Source organism: Campylobacter blaseri (genome assembly GCF_013201895.1).
GTDB lineage: Bacteria > Campylobacterota > Campylobacteria > Campylobacterales > Campylobacteraceae > Campylobacter_B > Campylobacter_B blaseri.
Genome location: NZ_CP053841.1, coordinates 816,634 through 839,558 on the forward strand (window position 1 = coordinate 816,634; position 22,925 = coordinate 839,558).

25 protein-coding genes and 2 tRNA genes are annotated in these 22,925 nt (G+C 28.4%); 22 read left to right on the top strand and 5 right to left on the bottom strand.

All coding sequences use genetic code 11. The annotated features are described in order from the left end of the window. Position 1: 1 nt before the first annotated feature. The 5 genes from CBLAS_RS04240 to CBLAS_RS04260 are packed head-to-tail and all read left to right on the top strand — an operon-like array spanning position 2 to position 4,831. Positions 2 to 1,147 carry a zonular occludens toxin domain-containing protein gene (locus CBLAS_RS04240; RefSeq protein ID WP_106870491.1) on the top strand — a complete coding sequence of 382 codons (1,146 nt, stop codon included), beginning with the start codon at positions 2 to 4 and terminating at the stop codon, positions 1,145 to 1,147. After that, the gene (locus CBLAS_RS04245) at positions 1,110 to 2,351 is read left to right on the top strand and encodes a type II secretion system protein GspD (RefSeq protein ID WP_106870493.1); all 1,242 of its coding nucleotides are present in this window, start codon (positions 1,110 to 1,112) and stop codon (positions 2,349 to 2,351) included. Before CBLAS_RS04240 ends, CBLAS_RS04245 begins: the two co-directional genes overlap by 38 nt. A gap of 46 nt (positions 2,352 to 2,397) precedes the next feature. Next, positions 2,398 to 3,669 (top strand): replication endonuclease, encoded by a 1,272-nt coding sequence (locus tag CBLAS_RS04250; protein ID WP_106870495.1) that lies wholly within the window; start codon positions 2,398 to 2,400, stop codon positions 3,667 to 3,669. A gap of 1 nt (position 3,670) precedes the next feature. Further along, positions 3,671 to 4,543: a tyrosine-type recombinase/integrase gene (locus CBLAS_RS04255; protein ID WP_106870497.1), complete on the top strand. Its 873-nt coding sequence runs from the start codon at positions 3,671 to 3,673 to the stop codon at positions 4,541 to 4,543. A 3-nt stretch (positions 4,544 to 4,546) separates the two neighbouring features. Next, positions 4,547 to 4,831 (top strand): hypothetical protein, encoded by a 285-nt coding sequence (locus tag CBLAS_RS04260; protein ID WP_106870499.1) that lies wholly within the window; start codon positions 4,547 to 4,549, stop codon positions 4,829 to 4,831. Between the two features lie 54 nt (positions 4,832 to 4,885). Here the strand turns inward: CBLAS_RS04260 and CBLAS_RS04265 are convergent. The 5 genes from CBLAS_RS04265 to CBLAS_RS04285 form a co-directional block, all read right to left on the bottom strand. Then, positions 4,886 to 4,960 (bottom strand) — tRNA-Met (locus CBLAS_RS04265). 9 nt (positions 4,961 to 4,969) lie between these two features. Then, a tRNA-Gln gene (locus tag CBLAS_RS04270) sits at positions 4,970 to 5,044 on the bottom strand. A gap of 89 nt (positions 5,045 to 5,133) precedes the next feature. Then, entirely contained in the window at positions 5,134 to 6,465 is a 1,332-nt protein-coding gene (gene hcp / locus CBLAS_RS04275; RefSeq protein WP_106870501.1) for a hydroxylamine reductase, read from the bottom strand. A gap of 77 nt (positions 6,466 to 6,542) precedes the next feature. After that, on the bottom strand, positions 6,543 to 7,604 hold the full coding sequence (locus CBLAS_RS04280; RefSeq protein WP_106870503.1) for a tyrosine-type recombinase/integrase: 1,062 nt from the start codon (positions 7,602 to 7,604) through the stop codon (positions 6,543 to 6,545). A gap of 59 nt (positions 7,605 to 7,663) precedes the next feature. Then, positions 7,664 to 10,171, bottom strand: a complete 2,508-nt coding sequence (locus tag CBLAS_RS04285) for a YhdP family protein (protein WP_162296615.1) — start codon at positions 10,169 to 10,171, stop codon at positions 7,664 to 7,666. 19 nt (positions 10,172 to 10,190) lie between these two features. On the opposite strand from CBLAS_RS04285, the gene mltG reads away from it, so the two are divergent. The 17 genes from mltG (at position 10,191) to CBLAS_RS04370 (ending at position 22,782) form a co-directional block, all read left to right on the top strand. Beyond that, positions 10,191 to 11,141 (top strand): endolytic transglycosylase MltG, encoded by a 951-nt coding sequence (gene mltG, locus CBLAS_RS04290; RefSeq protein WP_106870507.1) that lies wholly within the window; start codon positions 10,191 to 10,193, stop codon positions 11,139 to 11,141. An 88-nt stretch (positions 11,142 to 11,229) separates the two neighbouring features. Beyond that, a complete protein-coding gene (locus CBLAS_RS04295; protein WP_106870509.1) occupies positions 11,230 to 13,431 on the top strand; it encodes an NADP-dependent isocitrate dehydrogenase in 2,202 nt (733 codons plus the stop codon). Positions 13,432 to 13,445: 14 nt separating this feature from the next. Next, positions 13,446 to 14,624 (top strand): ADP-forming succinate--CoA ligase subunit beta, encoded by a 1,179-nt coding sequence (sucC, locus tag CBLAS_RS04300; RefSeq protein WP_106870511.1) that lies wholly within the window; start codon positions 13,446 to 13,448, stop codon positions 14,622 to 14,624. After that, positions 14,621 to 15,496: a succinate--CoA ligase subunit alpha gene (sucD, locus tag CBLAS_RS04305; protein WP_106870513.1), complete on the top strand. Its 876-nt coding sequence runs from the start codon at positions 14,621 to 14,623 to the stop codon at positions 15,494 to 15,496. Before sucC ends, sucD begins: the two co-directional genes overlap by 4 nt. Positions 15,497 to 15,505: 9 nt before the next feature. Further along, positions 15,506 to 15,820 carry a 4Fe-4S binding protein gene (locus tag CBLAS_RS04310; RefSeq protein ID WP_106870515.1) on the top strand — a complete coding sequence of 105 codons (315 nt, stop codon included), beginning with the start codon at positions 15,506 to 15,508 and terminating at the stop codon, positions 15,818 to 15,820. Further along, positions 15,817 to 16,938 carry a 2-oxoglutarate synthase subunit alpha gene (locus tag CBLAS_RS04315; RefSeq protein WP_106870517.1) on the top strand — a complete coding sequence of 374 codons (1,122 nt, stop codon included), beginning with the start codon at positions 15,817 to 15,819 and terminating at the stop codon, positions 16,936 to 16,938. The genes CBLAS_RS04310 and CBLAS_RS04315 overlap by 4 nt, the downstream gene beginning before the upstream one ends. A 1-nt stretch (position 16,939) precedes the next feature. Beyond that, positions 16,940 to 17,785 carry a 2-oxoglutarate ferredoxin oxidoreductase subunit beta gene (locus CBLAS_RS04320; RefSeq protein WP_106870519.1) on the top strand — a complete coding sequence of 282 codons (846 nt, stop codon included), beginning with the start codon at positions 16,940 to 16,942 and terminating at the stop codon, positions 17,783 to 17,785. Further along, on the top strand, positions 17,782 to 18,333 hold the full coding sequence (locus CBLAS_RS04325) for a 2-oxoglutarate:acceptor oxidoreductase subunit OorC (RefSeq protein WP_106870521.1): 552 nt from the start codon (positions 17,782 to 17,784) through the stop codon (positions 18,331 to 18,333). Before CBLAS_RS04320 ends, CBLAS_RS04325 begins: the two co-directional genes overlap by 4 nt. Before the next feature lie 11 nt (positions 18,334 to 18,344). Then, on the top strand, positions 18,345 to 18,830 hold the full coding sequence (locus tag CBLAS_RS04330; protein WP_106870523.1) for a flavodoxin domain-containing protein: 486 nt from the start codon (positions 18,345 to 18,347) through the stop codon (positions 18,828 to 18,830). 177 nt (positions 18,831 to 19,007) lie between these two features. Beyond that, positions 19,008 to 19,502, top strand: coding sequence for a hypothetical protein (locus CBLAS_RS04335; protein ID WP_106870525.1), 495 nt, complete (start codon positions 19,008 to 19,010; stop codon positions 19,500 to 19,502). A 133-nt stretch (positions 19,503 to 19,635) separates the two neighbouring features. Further along, entirely contained in the window at positions 19,636 to 19,785 is a 150-nt protein-coding gene (locus CBLAS_RS04340) for a hypothetical protein (RefSeq protein ID WP_172658180.1), read from the top strand. Positions 19,786 to 19,788: 3 nt separating this feature from the next. Beyond that, positions 19,789 to 20,148: a hypothetical protein gene (locus tag CBLAS_RS04345; RefSeq protein WP_106870527.1), complete on the top strand. Its 360-nt coding sequence runs from the start codon at positions 19,789 to 19,791 to the stop codon at positions 20,146 to 20,148. Positions 20,149 to 20,213: 65 nt separating this feature from the next. After that, on the top strand, positions 20,214 to 20,921 hold the full coding sequence (locus CBLAS_RS04350; protein ID WP_241517575.1) for a Fic family protein: 708 nt from the start codon (positions 20,214 to 20,216) through the stop codon (positions 20,919 to 20,921). 121 nt (positions 20,922 to 21,042) lie between these two features. Further along, positions 21,043 to 21,387, top strand: a complete 345-nt coding sequence (locus CBLAS_RS04355) for a hypothetical protein (RefSeq protein WP_106870529.1) — start codon at positions 21,043 to 21,045, stop codon at positions 21,385 to 21,387. Beyond that, positions 21,384 to 21,743, top strand: coding sequence for a hypothetical protein (locus CBLAS_RS04360; protein ID WP_106870532.1), 360 nt, complete (start codon positions 21,384 to 21,386; stop codon positions 21,741 to 21,743). The genes CBLAS_RS04355 and CBLAS_RS04360 overlap by 4 nt, the downstream gene beginning before the upstream one ends. Further along, the gene (locus CBLAS_RS04365) at positions 21,713 to 22,363 is read left to right on the top strand and encodes a hypothetical protein (protein WP_106870534.1); all 651 of its coding nucleotides are present in this window, start codon (positions 21,713 to 21,715) and stop codon (positions 22,361 to 22,363) included. Before CBLAS_RS04360 ends, CBLAS_RS04365 begins: the two co-directional genes overlap by 31 nt. Next, complete coding sequence (locus tag CBLAS_RS04370; RefSeq protein ID WP_106870536.1) at positions 22,363 to 22,782, top strand: HipA domain-containing protein; 420 nt, start codon at positions 22,363 to 22,365, stop codon at positions 22,780 to 22,782. The genes CBLAS_RS04365 and CBLAS_RS04370 overlap by 1 nt, the downstream gene beginning before the upstream one ends. Positions 22,783 to 22,925: the final 143 nt, after the last annotated feature.

Genomic DNA, 22,925 nt, shown 5'->3' on the forward strand with positions numbered 1-22,925 from the left:
TATGTTAAGTTTAATAATAGGTCCTCCAGGAAGTGGCAAAACTTACAAAGTAGTAAATGATATATACGAACAGTATCAGCTACATTTAAAAGATGAATCTAAATACAAATGTATATACACTAATATAAATGGTTTTGATTTTGATAAATTTAACGGATATGTTAAAAAGTTTGATAGATTTGATTTACTCTCAAATGCTGAAAAAGAATATAGTTTAAATAAACAGCATGAAAGCGGTTTTTTAGGAGATATTGGCGACTATGATGAGTATGCTAAAAATCAAGGAATTTATAAAGATTATATAGATAGTCTAATTGTTATAGATGAAGCATATAACATTTTTAATAAAAACTTTAACGATAATTTAGGTAGGTTCTTGTCTTATCATAGACATTTTAACATTGATATAGTTTTTATGCTCCAATCAAAAAGACAAACAAATAGAGAGTATATCATACATTCAGAGTTATTATATGTAGCTCAACCAAGCTCAAAAAGACTTTTTAAAAGTGTATTTAGATATAAAAAATATTCAACTTATGAAGAAAAGAAAGATAATTTAATAACAACTCAAAATCTAAGATTTAAAAAAGATATTGCTAAATTATATCAAAGCGGTTCAGATAAAATTTATAAATCATATGCAACTGGAAAGATATTTTTTCTTTTATTTTTAATCTTATTTTTTTATCTATTCTATAATTTTTTAAAGCCTAAACAAAATAATACTAATCAACAAAATACAGAAATAAAAGCAGTATCAAGCGATATAAAAGAAATTGATTTAAATGTAGATAATAAACATCCTATCTATGAAGATAGTATAGATAATAATAAATCTATCATATATTTATATGGAGATAATAGTTATTTTAAAGTAACTTGTTTTCCAAATTCTTGTAAATTTTCAAATTATACTTTAGATTTGCAAAGCGAAACATTTGTCGAATTGATATCTGTTTCAGATTGTCAAATAATCGTTTCAGATAAGAAAGCTGTTAACTATATTGACTACTATCTTACTTGCCCTAAAGAATTTGAAGAATTTTTAATCAAAATAAATAATACAAATAATGCAAACAATACAAATACAATTCAAAGGGTTGACAATGAAAAAGGTAATATGTTTAATCGTTTTAATAAGTAGCTTATGTTACTCACTAGAATACAGATCTATAAAATTTAACGATTTTCTAGGTGAAATTTCAGGTATTACGGGTAAGAACATTGTAATTAGCGGTAATATTGATACTAATTTTGATGTATTCTTACCAACATTTGATTTAACCAAAGTAGAAGTTATAACAGACCTATTAAACGATATATTAAAAGTTAACAAGTTAAGCTATTCAGTCCAAAACAATGTAATACTAATATATCAAGCAACAGATAGCCAAGATTATATCTTAAATGATTATATAATTAAATTTAAAAATATTAGTAAAGATGATGTTATTTCAGCTTTAAACCTATTTACTGAAAACATTAAATATAGTGTATATAGTGATAGAGTATTGTTAATTACAACACAGGAGCAATACGAAACCATAAAAAGCTTAATAAATGGATTAGATACCTCTTATCAATTTAGACAGTTATCATTTACTATAGTAAGTACTGATAATAATAAACTTAAAGAAATTGGTCCAAATATTCAAGCTATTTTAAATCCTTTAGATAGTTTTTATTTTAAAATCATAACAAATACCTTAACTGTTGATAGTTCTAAAATTAATAAATCAAGCGTTACTACTTTGATTAATCTTTTAAAAGAAAACGGAGTATCAGAACTTTTATACAATCCAAGAGTTACGCTAATAGATAGTAAAGATAGCGTAATAGAAAGCGTTGTAAAAACACCTATTCAAAAAAGTAAAGTTGAAGTTCAAAACAACCAAACAGTAACAACAAACGACATAGAATATCAGGACGTTGGATTAAGACTATATATTACTAATGTACTAATTACCAATGATAGTGTTTCTTTTGCTTTAGATTTATATATTGAAAATTTACTCGATAACACTAATACACCACGGATTAGCTCAAGACATCTAAAAACTAATGTTTATTTAACTCTTGCCGATTCATTCTTAATTGGTGGTATAAACTCAAAAGAAACTATAACAAATATTAAAACTATACCTTTTATTGAAAAAATACCAATTTTAGGTGATTTAACAAGTTATGAAGATAAACAAGTAAATGATTATAGTTTTTCAATATTTATAACTATGCTTGCTAATGCTTCTGAAATTGTATTTCCTCGTTATCTTGATAATAGCGGTAATGTTATAGTAAGAACTGGCACGCTCGCAGGCTCGAAAGGGGACCCGCGTAGCGGGGAATGAGAGCGTGCCTCTTGGCTAATTATAATATATATGTGTAGGTTGACTAATGTATGGAATAACAATTATTGATAGAGAAATTTTAAAAGATAAACTAAATAATCAAAAGAATTATTTAGATAATAATTTTTTAAATGTTGGCGGTAGCAGTTTGCCATATTCTGCTTTTTACTTTTCAAGTTGGCATAACCCAGCAAGATATATAAGTGAATTAAATAACAGAGTATTTAGTATGAGTAAATACGCTAAAGAAAACGATTTAAAGCCTATATTTGCAGTTTTTACACTTCCTAGCGAATATCACAGGAAAAAAACTATTACAATAAAAGGCGTTAAAAAGCTTGTTAGAAATGATAAATTTATAGATGATGAAAATCATAGTGTTAAAGCAGGTTCTGACAAGCTTCAATCAGTTGTTAGAAGTATAATGAACTCAACCGTATTTAGAGAAATTCCAAAAGACAAAAGATGTTATATAACAACTAAAGAGCCACACAAAGACGGAACTTGTCATCTTAACTTTTTATGTTTTGTACCAAAAGAATATGTTGAAAGATGTGTTACAGCTATTAAATACAGATTTTTAGATAATCATAGTAGGGTAGAAATTAATATAAATAACGCAACTGCTTACATTATGAAATATATCTTTAAAACATTAGATGATTTAAGAGATAATCCAAGTTTAGAAAATTTAACCGATATTACTTATTGGTATTTAAAACATAAAATCAGGCGTGTTACTATGTCTAAAACTTTTATTAGTCTTGAGATTTATAGAAAATTAAATGGAAGAATTGATTTAATTACACTTACTAAAAACTATAATAAAGGTTTAGTTACTGTTTTAATTGATGAAAATAACAAACCTGTTAAAATTTTTGATGAATTTGGCGATTTGTGGAATAAAACAAGATTTAATGTAGTCATTAACTCATCTCAAAATAGATATTCAAGAGAACTTTACAAACAAGCATTTAAACAAGCTTCAAAAGATGGTAAATTTTTATCAAAACAAGAAAAAAGATTTAAATATATATCTGAAAATCTAGAAAAAGAAAATTATATTAAGCATCTATCTTATTCTAAACGATCTATTCCAAGTCTTACAGATTATGAACTATTACAATATTATCAAGACTTTAAAAAATGTTACATAATGATTGAAGAAAATCCACAGCGTTTTTCATATCTTGAAAATGAACTTAATAAGCGTGGTTTTGGTGGTCTTACAACTAATAAAGAAATAATTAAAATTGATAGTATAGATAGTTTACTTAATGATTATTCAAATGCTGAATTATTACCTTTAAGGTTTTAATATGATATTAAATGAATTATTTAAAAGCTATTTAGAATATAACGAACTTTTATTATCTAAAAGCACCATAAGAAGTAATATATATACTTATAACAAGCATTTAAGACCTTTATTTGGAAAAATAGAAGTAAATAAAATAACATTTCTTGATATACAAAAGTTTTGCAATAATCTACTTAAACAAAACTACAAAGTAAAAACAGTCAAGAATATTTTAGTTATTTTAAGAGTATGTTTCAATTTTGCTATAAAACTAGATTTAATTAATAAAAATGCTTGTGATTTGGTTGAATTACCAAAGTTCGATAATAAAAGATACTTTGATTATTCTTTACAAATTCAAAAAAGAATAATAAAAGCAATTATTGAAAATACTAACTACAATGCTGATATTTATTTCTTTTTATTACATGGTAGAAGAAAAAACGAAGTATTATCTTTAAAATGGGAAGATATTAACTTAAAAACTAAAACTTATATTATACCTTTTACAATCAATAAAGCAAAAAGAAATATGACCTATACAATGAGCAATGAACTTTATAAAAGACTTTATAAAAGATACATAGAAGCTAAAAAGAATAATCAACTAAATAACTATGTGTTTATTAATCCTGTTACTAATACTAAATTTACAGATTTAAGAAGAAGCTGGAATTCATTACTTAAAAGAAATAATTTACCAAAGATAAGATTACACGATATAAGACATCTAGTAGCTACATATAGCATTAATCATTTAAAATTACCAATAGAGCAGGTTAGTTTTACCTTAGGACATACGGATATAAAAACTACACAAAGATATATTACAAATGATGTTAAACAATCTAAAAAAACAATAGAAATTTTAATAAATTCAATAAAGGATTAAAAAATGAAAGAATTATCACAAAATGAAAAAGAAGAGTTATTAGAAGATTTAAAGCGAACACTTTTTTTATTAGCAGAAGAAGGTGATCCAATTGTAAATTTAACTATTGATGAAGAGCGGACTTATTCTTTAGAAAATCAAGCTAAACATATTAAATTTAGACTTAATATGACTGATGAAGATTATGAGAATTTATATTTTGAAATACAAGAAGAATACGATAAAAGACATCAAGATTATTTTGATTGGGTTGGTTCAAAACAACAAAAAAATCAAAATAGTAAATAAAATAATTTTAAGATTAATTTAAGGAGTGCTTGAAACATCGTTAAAATGGGGATTTGGTTGCAGAGAGAGGATTTGAACCTCTGACCTTCGGGTTATGAGCCCGACGAGCTACCACTGCTCCACTCTGCGTCAAATTTATGGATGGGGTAAAGGGATTCGAACCCCTGAATGATTGGACCAAAACCAATTGCCTTACCGCTTGGCTATACCCCAGCCAAGTTAGAAAAAGAATTATACCTTATAAATATTCAATTGTCAAGTAAAATTATAAAAACTCTAGTAAATTTACTAGAGTTTCAATCTTATTTTAAAAATTTATCCAAATCAGCCTTAGCGTTACCGCTTATCAAAGATAAATTAAAATTTTTAACTAAAAAGTCTAAAATTTCTTCATTTATAAACTCAGGTAAAGTAGGTCCGATATGTATATTTTTAATACCTAAATAAAGTAGTGCCATAAGTATTATAACAGCTTTTTGCTCCATCCACATAAGCACTATAGAAACAGGCAAGTCATTAACAGCTATGCCTGTAGCATTACTAAGTGCCATTGCAATTTCCACTGCACCATTGCTGTCATTGCATTGTCCTAAATCTATATATCGTGGGATATTTGTTCCCTCTATATTTCCAAAATCAACATCATTAAATCTAAATTTTCCACAGCTTGATGTTAAAATTATACAATCTTTTGGCACAGCAAGAGCAAGTTCTCTGTAGTAATCTCTGTTTTTTCCAGGTGCATCACATCCTGCTATAACAAAAAATCTTTTTATTTTTCCATCATTTAAAGCTTGTAAAATTTCCCCAGCCATTGGAAGAACTGCTTTATAATGCCCACCAGTTGTTAGATACTCATCACTATTAAAGCCAGTAACTTCAGGTAGTGAAAGTGTTTTTTCAATTAGTGGAGTAAAATCATCATTTTCAATTCTAGTAATTCCATTAGTTCCAGCAATTGAGTATCCAAATAACCTATCTTGATATTCGCAATTTTTCTTTAGTGGAACTATGCAGTTTGTTGTCATTAAAATTCCACCTTTAAACTCATTAAAAAGTTTAGCTTGATCAAACCAAGCTTTTCCTATATTTCCTTTTAAATGAGGGTATTTTCTAAGTTCTGGATATCCGTGTGCTGGAAGCATTTCAGAGTGAGTATAGATATTTATACCTTTATCTTTTGTTTGCTCCAAAAGTTCTTTTAATGCAAAAAGATTATGTCCACTTACTAAAATTGCTTTTCCGCTAGCTTTGTTTTGAGTAACTTTTACAGGGCTTGGAATTCCAAAAGCGTTTGTGTGAGCATTACTTAATTTTCCCATTACGTCAACTCCAGCTTTACCAACTTCTAAAATTTGCTTAATATGTTCATCAAAATTAAAATTTGAGTTTGTAAGTGTGAAGTAGAGTGTATCAGCTATGGTATCATCTACAAATTTAGTATCAGCTCCAAGCTCATTTGCATGGTGTCTATATGCACTCATTCCTTTAAGCCCAAAAACCATCATATCTTGAAGATTGGCTAATGTACTATCTTTTCCACAGGTTCCTACACTTTGACCTTTGCTACCACAGCCACCTGGAGTGCTCATCTCACATTGATGACAAAACATTTCTAGTATATCTTTACTCATTTTTTCTCCTTAAATAATATATTAGTGACATAATATAATTTTTTAGAAGAAAAAGTATTGATATTAATCAAGATTAATTAATTTTGAAAATCCTCAGCAATATTTGCTGCAATTTTTAGCTTTTCGTTATCAAAATGGGTGTAAATTCTAGAGGTATTTAGGCTAGCATGTCCAAGAGCTTCTTGCACCAAAACCAAATCTTTTTGTTTTTTATAAAGCATTGTTGCAAAGGTGTGGCGTAGCATATGTGCTCCATTTTTTGCCTTTCTAATTCCAGCTTTAAACAAAATTTGCTCTACTATTCTACTTACATAAGCTTGAGTTAGAGGCTTTCCTTTGCGGTTTATAAAGAGATATCCATCTTTGTTTTCATAGTTTATTTCTATATTATCAATATGCTTTTGTATAAGGTATTTTTTAATCATAACAATTCTATATTTATTCCCTTTGCCACGAATTCTTATAACATACAAATCCTCATCTTCGCTAATGTCTTTTTTCTTCAAATTTATAGCCTCTCCAACTCTAATTCCTGTGTATATTATTGTTTTAATAATTAGTTTGTTTCTATTTGTATTACTTTTAAAATCACTATTTTCTATGGCATTTAAAAAGTTTTTTAACTCCTCTTCGCTCATATATTCAGGAAGTTTTTGACCGCTATTTCCACTTATACCGCCCCATTTTTTAAGTGTAATTCCATAGTTGTGAGACTTTCCATTTTCTTCATTTTGCTTATCTAAATAGTCAAAAAAGTTTATAACAGCGATTCTGTAGTTTTTCTTAGTTGCATCACTAAGTCCGCCTGTAACACTAGCTAAAACCTCACTTATAAACTCCTCATCAATCTGCTTTAAACTCTGTAATTCATAAAAACATATCGTTTCATAAATTTTTTTAAGCGGATTAAAATATGTATTTATTCCAGTAATCCCAGCATTTCTAGCCTTTTTTACAAGCCCATCAAGCTCATCAATATTTACAACACCTTTTGTCAAGCCAAAATTTGCAGAAGCTAGTGCTTTTGGGTCTTTTAGCTCTTTGTTTGAAAGAGATGTTAATTTATATTTTATATATCTACTTAGCCAAAAAAGAAGAGATTTTTCAACGCTATCTTTATAATCAAGCCCGTATTTCAACTCAACTCCTTAAATTTTTATAATTATAGCAAATGTAGGCTCAAGTTAAAGCTTAAGTACTATTCAAAGATAACAAATGGAAGCTCTAGTGTATTTTTTATAATACTAAAAGGAGTTGTTAGGATATCGCTCACAACTTTACTTGAGTATTTTGGCTTATCAAGAGTTCCTCTCACCTCAATAACCGTTGATATGGTTCTATTTTTCCCTAATATAATTTGGTTTACTATTGGTATATTTTTTATAATTGAGCTTGCATCTTTTAGGTATTTGATCTCTAAATCCACATTTATCTCTTTTGTATCTAGGTTTACATATCCCTTACCACCCATATCAGCAGTAGTTCCTATAAGCTCCATAGCCTCAATTTCTACTATATTCTCTTTTCTTGAAAGGTAAATTTTACCATCTTTTACACTAAATCCTTTATCGTTAAAATCGGGAGTTTTAAAGGTTAGTAGTGATGGAACAGAGTTTAAAAAAGATAGCAATTGATGATAAAAAACATAATCTTTTAGATGTGTATCTTTAATGCCAATCTCTGCTTTAAAGTTAAATGGATTTTTACCAATAGCTTTTAGAGAAAAGGTGCCTCCATTAAAGCTATTATAGTTTAAAAACTTATTTATGGAATTTCCTGTTATATTTTCTCCATGCATATAAAGTAGTCCAGGCGCTGTTTTTAGGCTTAATTTTCCATTTTGACCAACATGTCCTAAGAAGTAGATATATTCACCATCTATATTTCCATTAAAAGTATTGAAATCTATAGATTTATTTATGTCTTTAAGTATCAAAAATGAGTTATCTCCATGAAAATTTATTTTTGATGATGGTGTTTGGGTTTTTGAAGAGTTATTAAATTCAAGAGGTAGATCTAAATTTGAGATATTGATATTGGTATTTTTTCCATCCATATTAAATGCCAAATAACCGCTTTTAGATTTTCCTTCAATTATATTATTTTTAATATTGATTGAAAAATCATCTTGCGTATAAACAGTGCCATCTTTTTTAATAAGCGGTGTTTTAAATTTTAAATTTTTTGTATTTATGTTGAAATTTACAAAGTCATTTGTAGTTATATATATAGATCCAGAATTTGCACTAAATTCTTGTAAAAGCTTAGAGTATGGGTATAAATTTGCAACATTTTCTATATTGATTTTATATTGATTTCCAAAAATCATCTCAGTGTCTAGATTTGGAATTTTGATAACAACATCTGATTTAGAAAAATCAAGATCAACACTAGTTTGAAAATTATCTCTTTTAAAAATTTCATTTTTAGTTGAATTGATAGTTAGGCTATCTATCGTTGCATCAAAATTTGCTTTTTTGGTATTCACATCTATTTGTCCATTAAGATTTACTGCTTTAAAGATACTTTCTAGTTCTAAATTTGAGTCTTTTATAACTACTTTGCTATTGCTTAAGTCTATGTTGGTATTTGATGTGTAGAAGTTGGTTCCCTGCAAAGAGATGATCGCATCTTTAATTTTAAAATCTCCTTTAATGTCTACATCTAAAGAGTTAATATCTATATTTAAAGTTAGTTTTCCTTGCGTTTCTCCACTTTTTTGGATTATAGGCAGCTCTATATCATATGTCTTTATTAGATCTAAAATGGTTTTATCAAGAGTGCTTTTTATTCTAAGATCAACTATAACTTTTGGGTCATCTTTAAAAATTTTATCTATTAAAACACTACTTCCAGAGATGTCTTTATCTTGATATTTTGGGTTTTGTAGGGTAAAAAATAGCATTTCATCTTTTAATTCTATAAAAGTTCTTGATGCAGTTACAGGTGGTAGTTTTTCGTTAAACTCCACACTTAGGTCATATGCAAATGCTTGCCCATTTAATTTATCTAGTCTGTAGTCTAAATTTTCTAAATCAATTTCGCCACTAAAATACTCCAAATAGTATTTACTAGCTATTGTCTTACCATATAACCACTCTTGAACTATAGGGTGGATACTAGTTTTAATTCCAAGCTCTTTTGTAAATTGTCCTAAGCTGTTTGCGGATGCATCTTCAACAGTATATTTTAATATCCCATTAGCTATCTCTGCATAAAGATGACCGTCAATCTCATGTGTTTTAAACACTCCATCAAAAAGATACTCATTTGAGTTAAAATCAACCCTTGTATCTCCTTGTACTGTAAGATCAAAATCCTTTAGTTCTATTTTTTTAATTTGCATATAAAAGCTATCTGTTTTTGCTATTATCTGTGTATCTACAGTTAAAAGTGATGTATCAACAAAAAAGATATTGTCTTTATATAAAATTTCAATTTTCTCATCGCCTAACTGAACATTTCTTAGCTCTATATTTTTAAAAAATTTATTTATATATTGAAAGTATTTTGCATACTCTTTAAGTTTTTTTGTTGATTTGTATGCTTGGGTACTGTCTCCATCTGATAAAATTTCAGGAAAATTTATATTTTTTGCATGAACTATAAACTTATTATCAAATTTAATATATAATTGTCCAATAGAGCAGTCATAAATATTTAAATTATTAATGTTTATACCCTGTTTTAACCATATATAAAACAAAGATAGGAGCACCATAAATATGGTCAATATTATAAGAATTTTTTGTATAATACTTGATATAATTTTCATTTTTATCCTTGCTATTGCTGATAATGTAACAATGCCTGTAAATTTTAAAAATACAATATATATACCAAAAGGTAGTTCGACGAAAATTATAGCAGAATTATCAAAGCAAAATTTTAATGGAACTATTTTTGATGCTAAATTATTATCTCTTGTAGGTATGCCACAGCATGGATATATAGATATCGGAGATAATAGTTTAAATAAGATAGATTTTCTTTATAAACTTACAATTGCAAAACCTCAAATGATAGAGATTACCTTAATACCCGGAAAAACTACTATTATAACTTTTGAAGATATTTCTAAAAAATATAATTTTGATATTGGTAAGCTTGAAGATGAATACATCAAACAAACACCTTTCTATGAAGGTTTTTTGATACCAGAGACATATTTAGTAGCTAAGGGATTTAATGAAAAGGAGTTAATTGAGATTTTAATTAAAGAATCAAAAAAATCCCATAAAAAACTTTCAAAAGAGTATTTTGGTGATTATAACGAGACAAAATGGATAGAAGTTTTAACAAAAGCATCTATCATACAAAAAGAGGCTGCAAATATAAAAGAAATGTCAATCGTAAGTTCTGTTATAGATAATAGATTAAGCTTAGGTATGCCTTTACAAATGGATGGAAGTTTAAATTACGGAAAATATTCAAATATAAAAATTACATCAGATAGAATTAAAAATGATACGAGCAGATATAATACTTACATACACAAAGGATTGCCGCCAGCTCCAGTTTGTCTTATATCTATAGATGCTATAAAAGCCGCTTTAAATCCTGATAAAACCAAATACTTGTATTTTATGAGAGATAAAAAAACAGGAGAACATGTGTTTACAAAGACATATAAAGAACATATAAATCAAATAAATATTCAAAGAAAAATAAAATAAAATATTAGTTTTGTGTTTTATCGTTATTTTCAGTATAAAATGGTAAAATTTCTTATTAAAATATGTCAATAATGAGAGGAAACATACCATGGAAAATAAAATAATATATACTTATACAGACGAGGCACCAGCGATAGCTACTCACTCTTTGTATCCTATAATAAAAAGCTTTTTAAATAATGTAGATATCGATATTGATTTGGTTGATATATCTTTAGCAGCTAGAGTTTTGTCAAGCTTTCCAGAGTATCTAACAAAAGAACAGCAAAAAGAGGATAGTTTAAATATTTTGGGAAAGCTTACATTAGAGCCCAAAACAAACATTATAAAACTTCCAAATATCTCTGCATCTCTTTCACAACTTCAAGCTTGTATAAAAGAGCTACAAGATAAAGGTTATAATATTCCTAACTATCCAAGTAGCCCAAAAAATGAAATGGAAAAAGATATTCAAAAAAGATATTCAAAAGTTTTAGGAAGCGCTGTAAATCCAGTACTTAGAGAAGGAAATTCAGATAGAAGATCATCAAAAGCTGTTAAAGAATATGCAAAAGCCAATCCTCATAAAAATGGTAAATGGAATAAAAACGTAAAAACAGATGTGTTTTATATGGATAGTGGAGATTTTTACGCAAATGAAAAATCAAAAATTTTTACAAATCCTACCAATTTAACTATAAAATTTAAAGACAAAGATGGAAATATTAAGATTTTAAAAGATGATTTGAAAATATTAAAAGATGAAGTTGTAGATGCTACTTTTATGAGTGTAAAAGAGCTTGATAAAACTATCAAAAAAAGTATAGAATATGCAAAAGATAAAGAGCTTTTATACTCCGTTCATCTAAAAGCAACAATGATGAAAATTAGCGATCCTGTTATCTTTGGACACTTTGTAAAGATATTTTTCAATGAAATTTTTGATGAATTTAAGGATGAGTTGAAAAGTGCTGGAGTTAGTGAAAATAATGGATTGAAAGATCTGTTTGAGAAAATAGAAAACTTAGATATCAAAGAGAAAATTTATGCCAAATTTGATGAAATTTATAAAAAAAGACCAAAACTTAGTATGGTTGATAGTGATAGAGGCATAACAAATTTGCATGTTCCAAGCGATGTAATTATTGATGCTTCTATGCCTGCTATGATTAAAAATAGTGGCAAAATGTGGGATAAAGATGGAAATTTGGTTGAAACTTTAGCTGTAATACCTGATAGATCTTATGCTTTAGTTTATAAAAGCATGATTGAAGACTTAAAAGAAAATGGAGAGCTAAACCCTTCTATTATAGGAAGCGTTTCAAATATAGGTTTAATGGCAAAAAAAGCAGAGGAGTATGGAAGTCATGATAAAACTTTTATAATGCCTAATGATGGAGAGATTGTAGTAGGTGACAGTGATGAAAATATAGTTTTCAAATTTAGCGTTGAAAAAGGTGATATTTATAGAATGACACAAGCTAAAGATGAAGCCATTAAAAATTGGATCAATTTAGCCATAAGTAGGGCAAAAGAGACAGGCTATAAAACTATATTTTGGCTAGATAATAAAAGAGAGCATGATAAAAATATAAAAAAGATAGTTCTTAAAGAGCTTAAAAAATATGATATATCAAATTTAGATATAGAAATTTTAAATCCATACGATGCTATAAAAGTAACAAATAAAACCATTAGAGATGGTAAAAATTGCATAAGTGTTACGGGAAATGTTTTAAGAGATTATTTAACAGATTTATATCCAATTATAGAGCTTGGAACAAGTGCTAAAATGCTTTCAATAGTTCCATTTTTAAATGGCGGTGCTATGTTTGAAACTGGTGCTGGTGGAAGTGCTCCAAAACATGTTTTACAATTAATTGAAGAAAACCATTTAAGATGGGATAGTTTAGGTGAGTTTATGGCTATTGCTCAAAGTTTAGAATTTTTTGGAAAAACACACAATAATGAAAATGCAAATATACTAGCAAATGCTCTTGACATAGCAATTTCAAAACTATTAAAAAATGGAAAAAGCCCAAAAAGAAAAGTAGGTGAAATAGATAATAGAAACTCACATTTTTATTTAGCACTTTATTTTGCTAAAGAGCTAGAAAATAGCAAGCTTGGTTCTAAATTTAGCAAATTAGCTAAAAATTTAGAAGACAATAAAGAAAAGATAAACATTGAACTACTAAAAACACAAGGTAAAAAGGTGGATTTAGGAGGATACTATCTTTTTGACAAAAAAAAGGTTGATGAAATTATGAGATGTAGCAAAACTTTAAATAACATAATTGATGAAATGTAAGATGAGAAACTAAAATGAATATCCACGAATATCAAGCAAAAGGTCTTTTTAGAGATTTTGGAATTAATGTTTTAGATGGCTTGTTAGCAGTTAGTGCAAAAGAGGCTGTTGAAAATGCAAAACAAATTAGCGGTGGTATTTGGGCTATAAAGGCTCAAATCCATGCAGGTGGAAGAGGTCTTGGTGGTGGTGTAAAAATAGCTAAGAGTTTAAAAGAGGTAGAAAAATACTCTAAAGAGATACTTGGCATGAGGCTTGTTACACCTCAAACAACAAGTGATGGCAAAATTGTAAAAAAACTCTATATTGAAAAAGGTTGTGATATAAAAAAAGAGTTTTATCTAAGTTTTTCATTTGATAGATCAAGTGAAAAAATAGCCTTAGTTGCCTCAGCTAGTGGTGGAATGAATATAGAAGATGTATCTGAGAAAAACCCTGAGCTTATAAGTAAAATTTTAATTGATCCTATGATTGGCCTTTCAAATTTTTACGCAATTGAAGTGATATCTTTTTTAAATTTAGATAAGCATTTAGGGGCAAAATTTAATAAGCTTTTAAAAGAAATTTATGATTTATATATAAAAACAGATGCAATTATGGTTGAGATAAATCCTTTAGTTTTAACAGCAGATGATGAGTTTATCCCACTTGATGCAAAAATGAGTTTTGATGAAAGTGCTCTGTTTAGACAAAATAAGATAAAAATAATGAGAGATTTGGATGAAGAGGAACCTAGTGAATTGGAGGCAAAAGAGTATGGACTTAGCTATGTAAAACTTGATGGAGATATTGGCTGTATGGTTAATGGTGCTGGACTTGCTATGGGGACTATGGATACTATTAACTCAGTAGGTGGAAAAAGCGCAAACTTTTTAGATGTTGGTGGAGCGGCAAACCCTGAAACTGTAGCAAAAGCATTTGAGATAATTTTAAGAGATAAAAATGTTAAAGTGATATTTATAAACATTTTTGGTGGAATTGTAAGGTGTGATAGAATTGCAAAAGGAATCTTAGATGCTACTAAAATAGCTAGTGTTGATATACCAATAGTAATTAGACTAGATGGTACAAATAAAAGCGAAGCTATGGAAATTTTAAAAGAGGCAAATCTTAAAAACATAATATCTGCAAAAGATATTGAAGATGGTGCTAAAAAAGCAGTTAAATTATCTACACAAAAGAGTTTAGCATGAGTATACTTATTAATAAAAATACAAAAGTTATAGTTCAAGGTTTTACAGGTAAAGAGGGCACTTTTCATTCAAAAGAGTGTATAGCTTATGGAACAAATATAGTTGCAGGTGTTACTCCGTTTAAAGGGGGTCAAACACATCTTGATAGGCCTGTATTTAACACAGTAAAAGAAGCAGTTACCCATACAGGAGCTAGTGTTAGTTTGATTTTTATACCTTCAATGTTTGCAGCTGATGGCATAATGGAAGCGGCTAATGCAGGTATAAAACTAGCTGTTGTAATTACTGAAAATATACCTATCAATGATATGATAAAAGCAAAAAACTATGCTAATAAATGTGGTATGAAGATAATAGGTCCAAATTGCCCTGGGGTTATTAGCTCTAATGAGTGCAAACTTGGTATTATGCCTGCAAGTATATTTAAAAAAGCCAATATTAATATAGGTTTAATCTCAAAATCAGGAACTCTTACTTATGAAGGTGCAAATCAAATTATAAATGAGGGTTATGGTGTATCCACTGCCATTGGAATTGGTGGAGATAATATAATAGGAATGACCTATTCAGATTTGCTTCCTATGTTTGAAAAAGATGATGATACAAAAGCTATTGTTATGATAGGAGAGATTGGGGGTCTTTTGGAAATTGAAGCTTGCAGTGTTATAAAAGAGCAAATTTTAAAACCAATTGTTGCATTTATAGCGGGTAAATCAGCTCCAAAAGGCAAAAAAATGGGGCATGCAGGTGCAATTATCAGCGAAGAAAACAGCAGTGCTGTTGGAAAAATCAAAGCACTTAAAAATGTTGGAGTTCATGTCGTTGAAAGTCCAGCTCATATTGGTAAAAAATTAAAAGAGATACTTAAATAAGGAAATATAATGGATATAGACTCTAACAATGTAGCTGTTTGGGTTGATGAATCTAGGTGCAAAGCCTGTAATATTTGTATAAATTACTGCCCAAGTGGAACTTTGGCAATGAGGTATGAGCCAAGCAATATTCAAGGTATGATGATAGAAATTTTAGATCCAAATACCTGTATAGGGTGTAGGGATTGTGAAACCCATTGTCCTGACTTTGCTATTTTTGTGGCAGATAAAGGATTTAAATTTGCAAAGCTTACATCTGAGGCAAAACAAAGAGCAAAAGAGATTGTTGAAAATAACTTTATGTTTATAAAGGAAGTAAAATGAGAGAGATATTTTCAACAGGAAACTCATTAGTTGCTAAAGCTGCTATTGAGTGTGGTTGCAGATTTTTTGGTGGATATCCTATAACTCCATCTAGTGAAATAGCGCATGATTTAAGCCTTTTACTTCCAAAAAATGGTGGAAAATTTATACAGATGGAAGATGAAATTGCAGGAATTAGTGTAGCTCTTGGTGCTTCTATGAGTGGAGTAAAGGCAATGACAGCAAGCAGTGGTCCTGGAATTTCGCTAAAATCAGAGCAGATAGGACTTGGTTTTATAGCTGAGATTCCACTAGTAATTGTAAATGTTATGAGAGGAGGTCCATCAACTGGGCTTCCAACAAGAGTATCGCAAGGCGATATATTGCAAGCTAAAAACCCAACTCATGGAGATTTTCAAAGCATAACCCTATGCCCTGGAACACTAAAAGAGGTATACACAGAAACAATTAGGGCTTTTAATCTATCTGAGAGATTTATGACACCTGTTTTTTTACTTTTAGATGAAACTATAGGGCACATGAAAGCAAAAACTTTTTTACCTAAGATTGAAGATATTGAAATTTACAAAAGAGAAGAGTTTAAAGGCGATCCAAAAGAGTATAAGCCTTATAAAGTAGAAAAGGATAAACCTGCTATTTTAAATCCATTTTTTAAAGGATATCATTATCATATAACAGGACTTCATCATGGCGATAATGGTTTTCCAACAGAAGATGAAAAGATTGTAACTTATAACACAAATAGGCTTATGGATAAAATTAACAACTATAAAGATGAGATAGTTCAAGCACAAGAGTATATGCTAGATGATGCTAATATATGTATTATAGCTTATGGTAGTGTAAATTTATCAGCTATAGCAGCCATAGATAAACTAAGACAAGATGGTATAAAAGTAGGGCTTTTTAGGCCAAAAACACTTTGGCCAAGTCCAGAAAAAGAGCTAAAAGAGATAGCAAAGAGATTTAAAAAGATACTAGTTGTTGAGCTAAATATGGGTCAATACTATACAGAGATAAAAAGAGCTATGCTTAGAGATGATTTAGAGACACTATTTAAAGCAAATGGTCGCCCTATATCTCCAAAAGAGATTATAACAAAAGTTAAGGAGCTTTAAGATGGCTTTTGATTATGATAAATATTTAAGAACTGATAAAATGCCAACACTTTGGTGCTGGGGTTGTGGTGATGGGATTATATTAAAGGCTTTAATTCGTGCCATTGCTGAATTAGGCTGGGATATGGATGATGTTTGTATAGTAAGTGGAATTGGTTGTAGTGGAAGGCTTAGTTCATATGTAGATTGCAACACTGTTCATACAACTCATGGTAGAGCTATAGCATATGCAACAGGAATTAAACTAGCAAACCCAGATAAGCATGTGATAGTTGTAACAGGCGATGGTGATGGTTTAGCGATAGGTGGAAACCACACTATTCACGGCGCAAGAAGAAATATAGACTTAAATCATATCTTAATAAATAACTTTATATATGGGCTTACAAATTCTCAAACTAGCCCTACAACACCTAGGGGAATGTGGACAGCAACGGCACAACTTGGAAATATAGATCCTAGTTTTGATGCAGCTAAACTAGCAATTGCTGCAGGTGCTACATTTGTTGCAAGACAAAGTGTTATAAATCCTGATAGAATGGTAAAGCTTTTCACTCAAGGCTTTAGCCATGATGGTTATAGTTTTTTTGATATTTTTTCAAATTGCCATATAAATTTAGGAAGAAAAAACAAAATGGGTCAAGCTGTTGAGACATTAAAATGGATTGAAAACAAAATTGTAAATAAAGCTAAATTTGATAATATGAGTGATGAAGAAAAAGTTGGTAAATTCCCTATTGGAATTTTATATGAAGATAATTCTAAGATTGAATACACAAAAGCCTACGATAAGGTTATAGAAGCTGCAAAGAATGGTAGTATAGTAGATTTTAAGGATATAAAATGAGTTATCAACTTAGATTTGTAGGTGTTGGTGGTCAAGGTGTTATACTAGCAGGTGAAATTCTAGCATCTGCTAAGATTAAATTAGGTGGCTATGGTGTAAAAGCCTCAACATATACATCACAGGTAAGAGGTGGTCCAACAAAGGTTGATATTTTGCTATCTGATGATGAAATTTTGTATCCATATGCAATTGAGGGTGAGATTGATTTTATGATAGCAACTGCACAATTAAGCTATAATTCATTTAAAGATGGGGTAAAAGATGGTGGCGTGATAGTGGTTGAGCCAAATTTAGTAAAGCCAAATGATGAAGATAGAAAAAAATGGAAGATTTATGAAATTCCTATTATAAGTATTGCAAAAGACAAGATAGGAAATGTAATCACTCAAAGCGTTGTAGCTCTTGGAGTTGCTGTTGGTTTTACAAAAGTTTTAGATAAAGACATTGTTAAAAATGAGATGTTAAAAATGGTGCCTAAAAAGGTAAAAGAGTTAAACTCAAAAGCCTATGATTTAGGTATTGAAGCGGTAAAAGAATTAAATTTATAAAAAGGATAAATATGGAAAAGATTGCAATATTTTTTGGAAGTAGTAGTGGAAACACAAAAGAAGTTAGTGAGTTTATAGCTAAAAAGCTAGACGCTGATATATTTGATATAAAGGATGCTAAAGTTGCAGATTTTGATAAATACACTAAATTTATATTAGCAACATCTAGCTATGGTTTTGGTGACTTGCAAGATGATTGGTTTGAAAATTTAGAACTACTTGATGAGATTAATTTTAAAGAAAAAACCGTTGCATTAGTTGGAATTGGAGGTTTAGCCAGGCATGCTGATAGTTTTTGTTCTGCTTTAGTTGATTTTTTACCAAAAATAAAAGGTGTAAATTTTATTGGTCAAACAGAACTTGATGGCTATGAGATTAAAAAATCATCAGCTTTTATAAATGGTAAATTTATAGGACTATGTGTAGATTTTAAAGGTGATAAAAACTGGCAAACTAGAGTTGAAAAATGGTGCAAAAGCGTAAAAGAAAGCTTCTAACTATGTTGTGGTAATTTTAGGCATTTTATAATATAAAGTGCCTAAAATTAATAACTATTTATTTCATTATCATTTGTTTTTGCATTATGATATAAGTAACTTTATATAGTGTATGTAAAAATAAAATATAAATATAATAATAGGTAAAAAATAAAAAAGCTAGTTATAGCAGCAGCATTGCTAGTAGGTAGTTTGTATGCTAATGAGTTAAGCTATGAGTGGTGCAAGGAAAATGATAGTTACAGAAAAGACACTAAAACATTTTTAAAATGTATGAAGATAATAGAAGCAGATAATTACAGATGGTGCAAGGAGAATAATAAAACTGGAAATAGTGAATGGGAAGAACTAGAAAATGGAAAAAGAAGATTAAGAAATTGTGAAGAAGCTATAGCTTGGTTTGAAGATAAAATGAGAGATGATTTTAAGTGCTGGAATGCTCTTTGGGGTGTTCCAGAAACTCCAAAAAATCAAGCTGAAGAAGATTTTTGCAACAAGCAAGAAGCAGAAAGAAAAGCTAGACAAGCAGGAGTTTTAGATAGAATAGTTGGTAGAGGAGCAGATGGAAAAGTCAAGCCAGTAATGGGCGAAATAGATACAAGGACAGAATTAGAAGTTAAAAAAGATAAAGCTTTTGATGAATGGGAAAAAGCGAGTAAAGAATATCAATAAAGAAAATATTATAAAAAATAAAGGAAATTAATGAAGGATAAATTTTATTTTTATATCGTTCTTGCGATTTTAATTATTGGAAAGTTATCGTATGAAATATATCATTGGGATACTCCATACGAAGTTATAATAAGTGGACCAAAATCAGACATCCAATACTGGTAGATATACAACAAATGAGGCAGAATTTTATTTTTTCTTAAAGGTTATAGGTGTTTGTATAGTTATTGGTATAGTAATTTATATATATGAAAAATTTAAAGAAAAACAAAATAAGGAGTAAATTATGAGAGATAAAATAGGTGTTAGATTACTTTTAGATGAAGAAAAAATAAAAAGAGAGGGCAAATATAGTGTTGATGAGCTATATGCTAAAATTGATGATTTAGCTAAGGGTATACTCATTAAAAGAGATAATCATATATATGAAGCACCATCTAATAGAAATGATTTAGCAAATATTATGATATTTACTTTAACTCGTTTATCAAGAAGACAATGGTTTGTAGATAATTGTAAAGAATTAGTGCTTTTAGAAGCTGATGGAGATAAGAGCATATATACAGCTAGTGAAGATGATTTGATGGAAACATATATACAAGAGGGTTTTAAATTATGGACAACAAGAAGCATAGAAAGTATATAAATTTTGATTTAAAAACTGAAAAAATTTTAGAGTATTTTAAAGTAAAAGAGAGAAAGTATTAAAAAATGAATAAAATACCAAAATTAAGTGAACTATCTTTAAAAGATAGAGATAAACTATTTCAAAAACTAAGAGTTGAAATTACTCATCACAGCAATAGAATAGAGGGAACTACATTAAATTATGGAGAAACTAAAAGACTTCTTGAAAAAGGAATAACAGCTAATGGCAAACCTTTAAGCGAACAATTAATTATTTTAGGATTTGCAAGTGCTTATGATGAAATTTTAAGAAGTGGATTTACCAAAAGAACTTTAACTGCTGATTTTATAAAAGATTTACACGCTTTAATGTTTAATAAAGCTTATGATGTATGCCCGGAAAAATTAAACACTACTATTGGAGCTTATAGAACAGATGAAAGAGCAATTAAAGGAGTAAATGTTAAACTAAGTTTACCACATAAAATCAAAACTGATTTAGAAAATTTATTGTATCAAGATGAGCCAACAAAGATTGAAGAGATAGCAGATTTTCATATCAAGTTTGAAAAAATACACCCTTTTGGAGATGGTAATGGTAGAATTGGAAGATTACTAATGGCTATGCAATTTATAAGAAATGATATGATACCACCACTAATAAAATTTGACGATAGAGAAGAATATATAAAATCAATGAGCGATAAGGAAGCTTTAACAAATTTATTAAATAAATGTCAGCAAGAAAGCTATAAATTTATTTATAATAATACAACAGATATTCAGCTTTAGATGAAGTGCTTAAAGAAGCTAGGGCTGAATTACAAGCAGATACAGCTAAACAAAATGATGTATCTAAGAATACTAATAAAATAAATAAACAAAGATAAAATTTAATTAAAGGGTAAGTTATATGGGGTTAAATAATGATAAAGTAAGTTTATTAAATACTCTATATAAAGAACAGTATAGACTTAAATTAGTAATTGTTTATTTGTTTGCAAGTGGATTTAATTTTATACTAATAATTTTAATTTTAATAAATTTAAAAATGGGTAGTAGTTTAGTATTTAATATAACAGCTTATATGTTTTTAATGACTATTTATTACAAGTTTGTATTTAAGCAAACAAAAGATGGCGGTTTTTATAGAGTTTTTCTTTTTAATTCTTTATCTAAATTCAATAGAAAAATTGATGATGAAGTTAAAATACTATTAAAAGAAAATTCAGCTAAAAATATAAGGAGTAAATTATGAGAGATAAAATAGGTGTTAGATTGCTTTTAGATGAAGAAAAAATAAAAAGAGAGGGTAAGTATAGTGTTGATGAGTTATATGCTAAAATTGATGATTTAGCTAAGGGTATACTCATTAAAAGAGATAATCATATATACGAAGCACCATCTGATAGAAATGATTTAGCCAACATTATGATATTTACAGCAACTCGTTTATCAAGAAGACAATGGTTTGTAGATAATTGTAAAGAAATGGCTTTTTTAGAAACTGATGGAGATAAAGATTTGCAAGGTATTAAAGGCAGTAATCTTATGAAAAGATATATAGAAAATAAGGTTAATTTATGGGCGACAAGAAGCATAGAAAGTATATAAACTTTGATTTAAAAACTGAAAAGATTTTAGAACATTTTAGTGATACTAGCAATGCCTATAAAAAAATTAAGAACTTTATGATAAATAATGGATTTGAACATAATCAAAAGAATGGTTATATATCATTAAATGAAATGAATACTGATGAAATTCATATTTTGGCAGTTAATTTAAATCAAAAATTTGATTGGTTTAAATTTTGTGTAAATAAAATTATTGAAACAAATGTAGACAACGAACATAGTTTGGAAAATTATTTTAACAATGAGCTAAAAGAAACTTTAAAATCAAATATTATAGAAGATTTTGATTTTAAAGATGTTGATACTTCAGCTTTAGATGAAGTGCTTAAAGAGGCTAGAGCTGAATTACAAGCAGATACAACTAAACAAAATGATGTATCTAAGAATACTAATAATACAAAATATACAGAATTTGATGAAAGAACATTACCACGATATTTAAAAGATGATATTGAAGTTTGGGTAAATAGAAAAGAAGAAGATAAAATAAATTGGGATTTATATTGGTGTCAATTATATGGCAATATAAATTCAGCTCAACACGGTAATGAAATTTCAGTTGAGTTTGCAAATTATTTAAGAGAAAAGTATTTATAATGATAGATTTTACAAATTGCGAAATAAACAAATTTAGGCAATATGGTGGAGCAAATGGAAGTAAAATAGGCATTATTTATAATGAAGAAAATTATATGCTTAAGTTTCCACCAAAGCCTACAAAAAACTTTGATTTATCTTACACAAATAGTTGTTTTAGTGAGTATATATCTTGTCATATTGTAAACTCAATAGGCTTAGAGGCACAAGAAACTTTATTAGGAAGTTACAAAGATAAGATAGTAGTTGCTTGTAAAGATTTTGTAATAGATGATTTTAAACTTAATGATTTTACTTCTTTAAAAAACTCTGTTATTGATAGTAAAACTGGTGGCAAAGATACAACATTAAGTGAAGTTTTATATGGTATAGAAAATCAGCAAATAATAAATTCAGATGAATTAAAAAAAGTTTTTTAAAAATTGCAGATTATAATGAATTTAGGAAAGTAGAAAGGCATTATGCAACAATTATAGAGAAAGAGATAATTAATAATAAAGTATCTATCAAAGGAACATTTGATTATCAACATTTAAAAGATTTACATAAATATATTTTTCAA

Coding starts and splice junctions, on each gene's coding strand:
- CBLAS_RS04255 (WP_106870497.1), top strand. CDS start 3,671: ATGATATTAAATGAATTATTTAAAAGCTATTTAGAATATAACGAACTT.
- CBLAS_RS04370 (WP_106870536.1), top strand. CDS start 22,363: ATGATAGATTTTACAAATTGCGAAATAAACAAATTTAGGCAATATGGT.
- CBLAS_RS04330 (WP_106870523.1), top strand. CDS start 18,345: ATGGAAAAGATTGCAATATTTTTTGGAAGTAGTAGTGGAAACACAAAA.
- CBLAS_RS04245 (WP_106870493.1), top strand. CDS start 1,110: ATGAAAAAGGTAATATGTTTAATCGTTTTAATAAGTAGCTTATGTTAC.
- CBLAS_RS04240 (WP_106870491.1), top strand. CDS start 2: ATGTTAAGTTTAATAATAGGTCCTCCAGGAAGTGGCAAAACTTACAAA.
- sucD (WP_106870513.1), top strand. CDS start 14,621: ATGAGTATACTTATTAATAAAAATACAAAAGTTATAGTTCAAGGTTTT.
- CBLAS_RS04345 (WP_106870527.1), top strand. CDS start 19,789: ATGAGAGATAAAATAGGTGTTAGATTACTTTTAGATGAAGAAAAAATA.
- CBLAS_RS04250 (WP_106870495.1), top strand. CDS start 2,398: ATGTATGGAATAACAATTATTGATAGAGAAATTTTAAAAGATAAACTA.
- CBLAS_RS04310 (WP_106870515.1), top strand. CDS start 15,506: ATGGATATAGACTCTAACAATGTAGCTGTTTGGGTTGATGAATCTAGG.
- mltG (WP_106870507.1), top strand. CDS start 10,191: ATGGTCAATATTATAAGAATTTTTTGTATAATACTTGATATAATTTTC.
- CBLAS_RS04360 (WP_106870532.1), top strand. CDS start 21,384: ATGAGAGATAAAATAGGTGTTAGATTGCTTTTAGATGAAGAAAAAATA.
- CBLAS_RS04325 (WP_106870521.1), top strand. CDS start 17,782: ATGAGTTATCAACTTAGATTTGTAGGTGTTGGTGGTCAAGGTGTTATA.
- CBLAS_RS04320 (WP_106870519.1), top strand. CDS start 16,940: ATGGCTTTTGATTATGATAAATATTTAAGAACTGATAAAATGCCAACA.
- CBLAS_RS04260 (WP_106870499.1), top strand. CDS start 4,547: ATGAAAGAATTATCACAAAATGAAAAAGAAGAGTTATTAGAAGATTTA.
- CBLAS_RS04365 (WP_106870534.1), top strand. CDS start 21,713: ATGGGCGACAAGAAGCATAGAAAGTATATAAACTTTGATTTAAAAACT.
- CBLAS_RS04295 (WP_106870509.1), top strand. CDS start 11,230: ATGGAAAATAAAATAATATATACTTATACAGACGAGGCACCAGCGATA.
- hcp (WP_106870501.1), bottom strand. CDS start 6,465: ATGAGTAAAGATATACTAGAAATGTTTTGTCATCAATGTGAGATGAGC.
- CBLAS_RS04350 (WP_241517575.1), top strand. CDS start 20,214: ATGAATAAAATACCAAAATTAAGTGAACTATCTTTAAAAGATAGAGAT.
- sucC (WP_106870511.1), top strand. CDS start 13,446: ATGAATATCCACGAATATCAAGCAAAAGGTCTTTTTAGAGATTTTGGA.
- CBLAS_RS04355 (WP_106870529.1), top strand. CDS start 21,043: ATGGGGTTAAATAATGATAAAGTAAGTTTATTAAATACTCTATATAAA.
- CBLAS_RS04315 (WP_106870517.1), top strand. CDS start 15,817: ATGAGAGAGATATTTTCAACAGGAAACTCATTAGTTGCTAAAGCTGCT.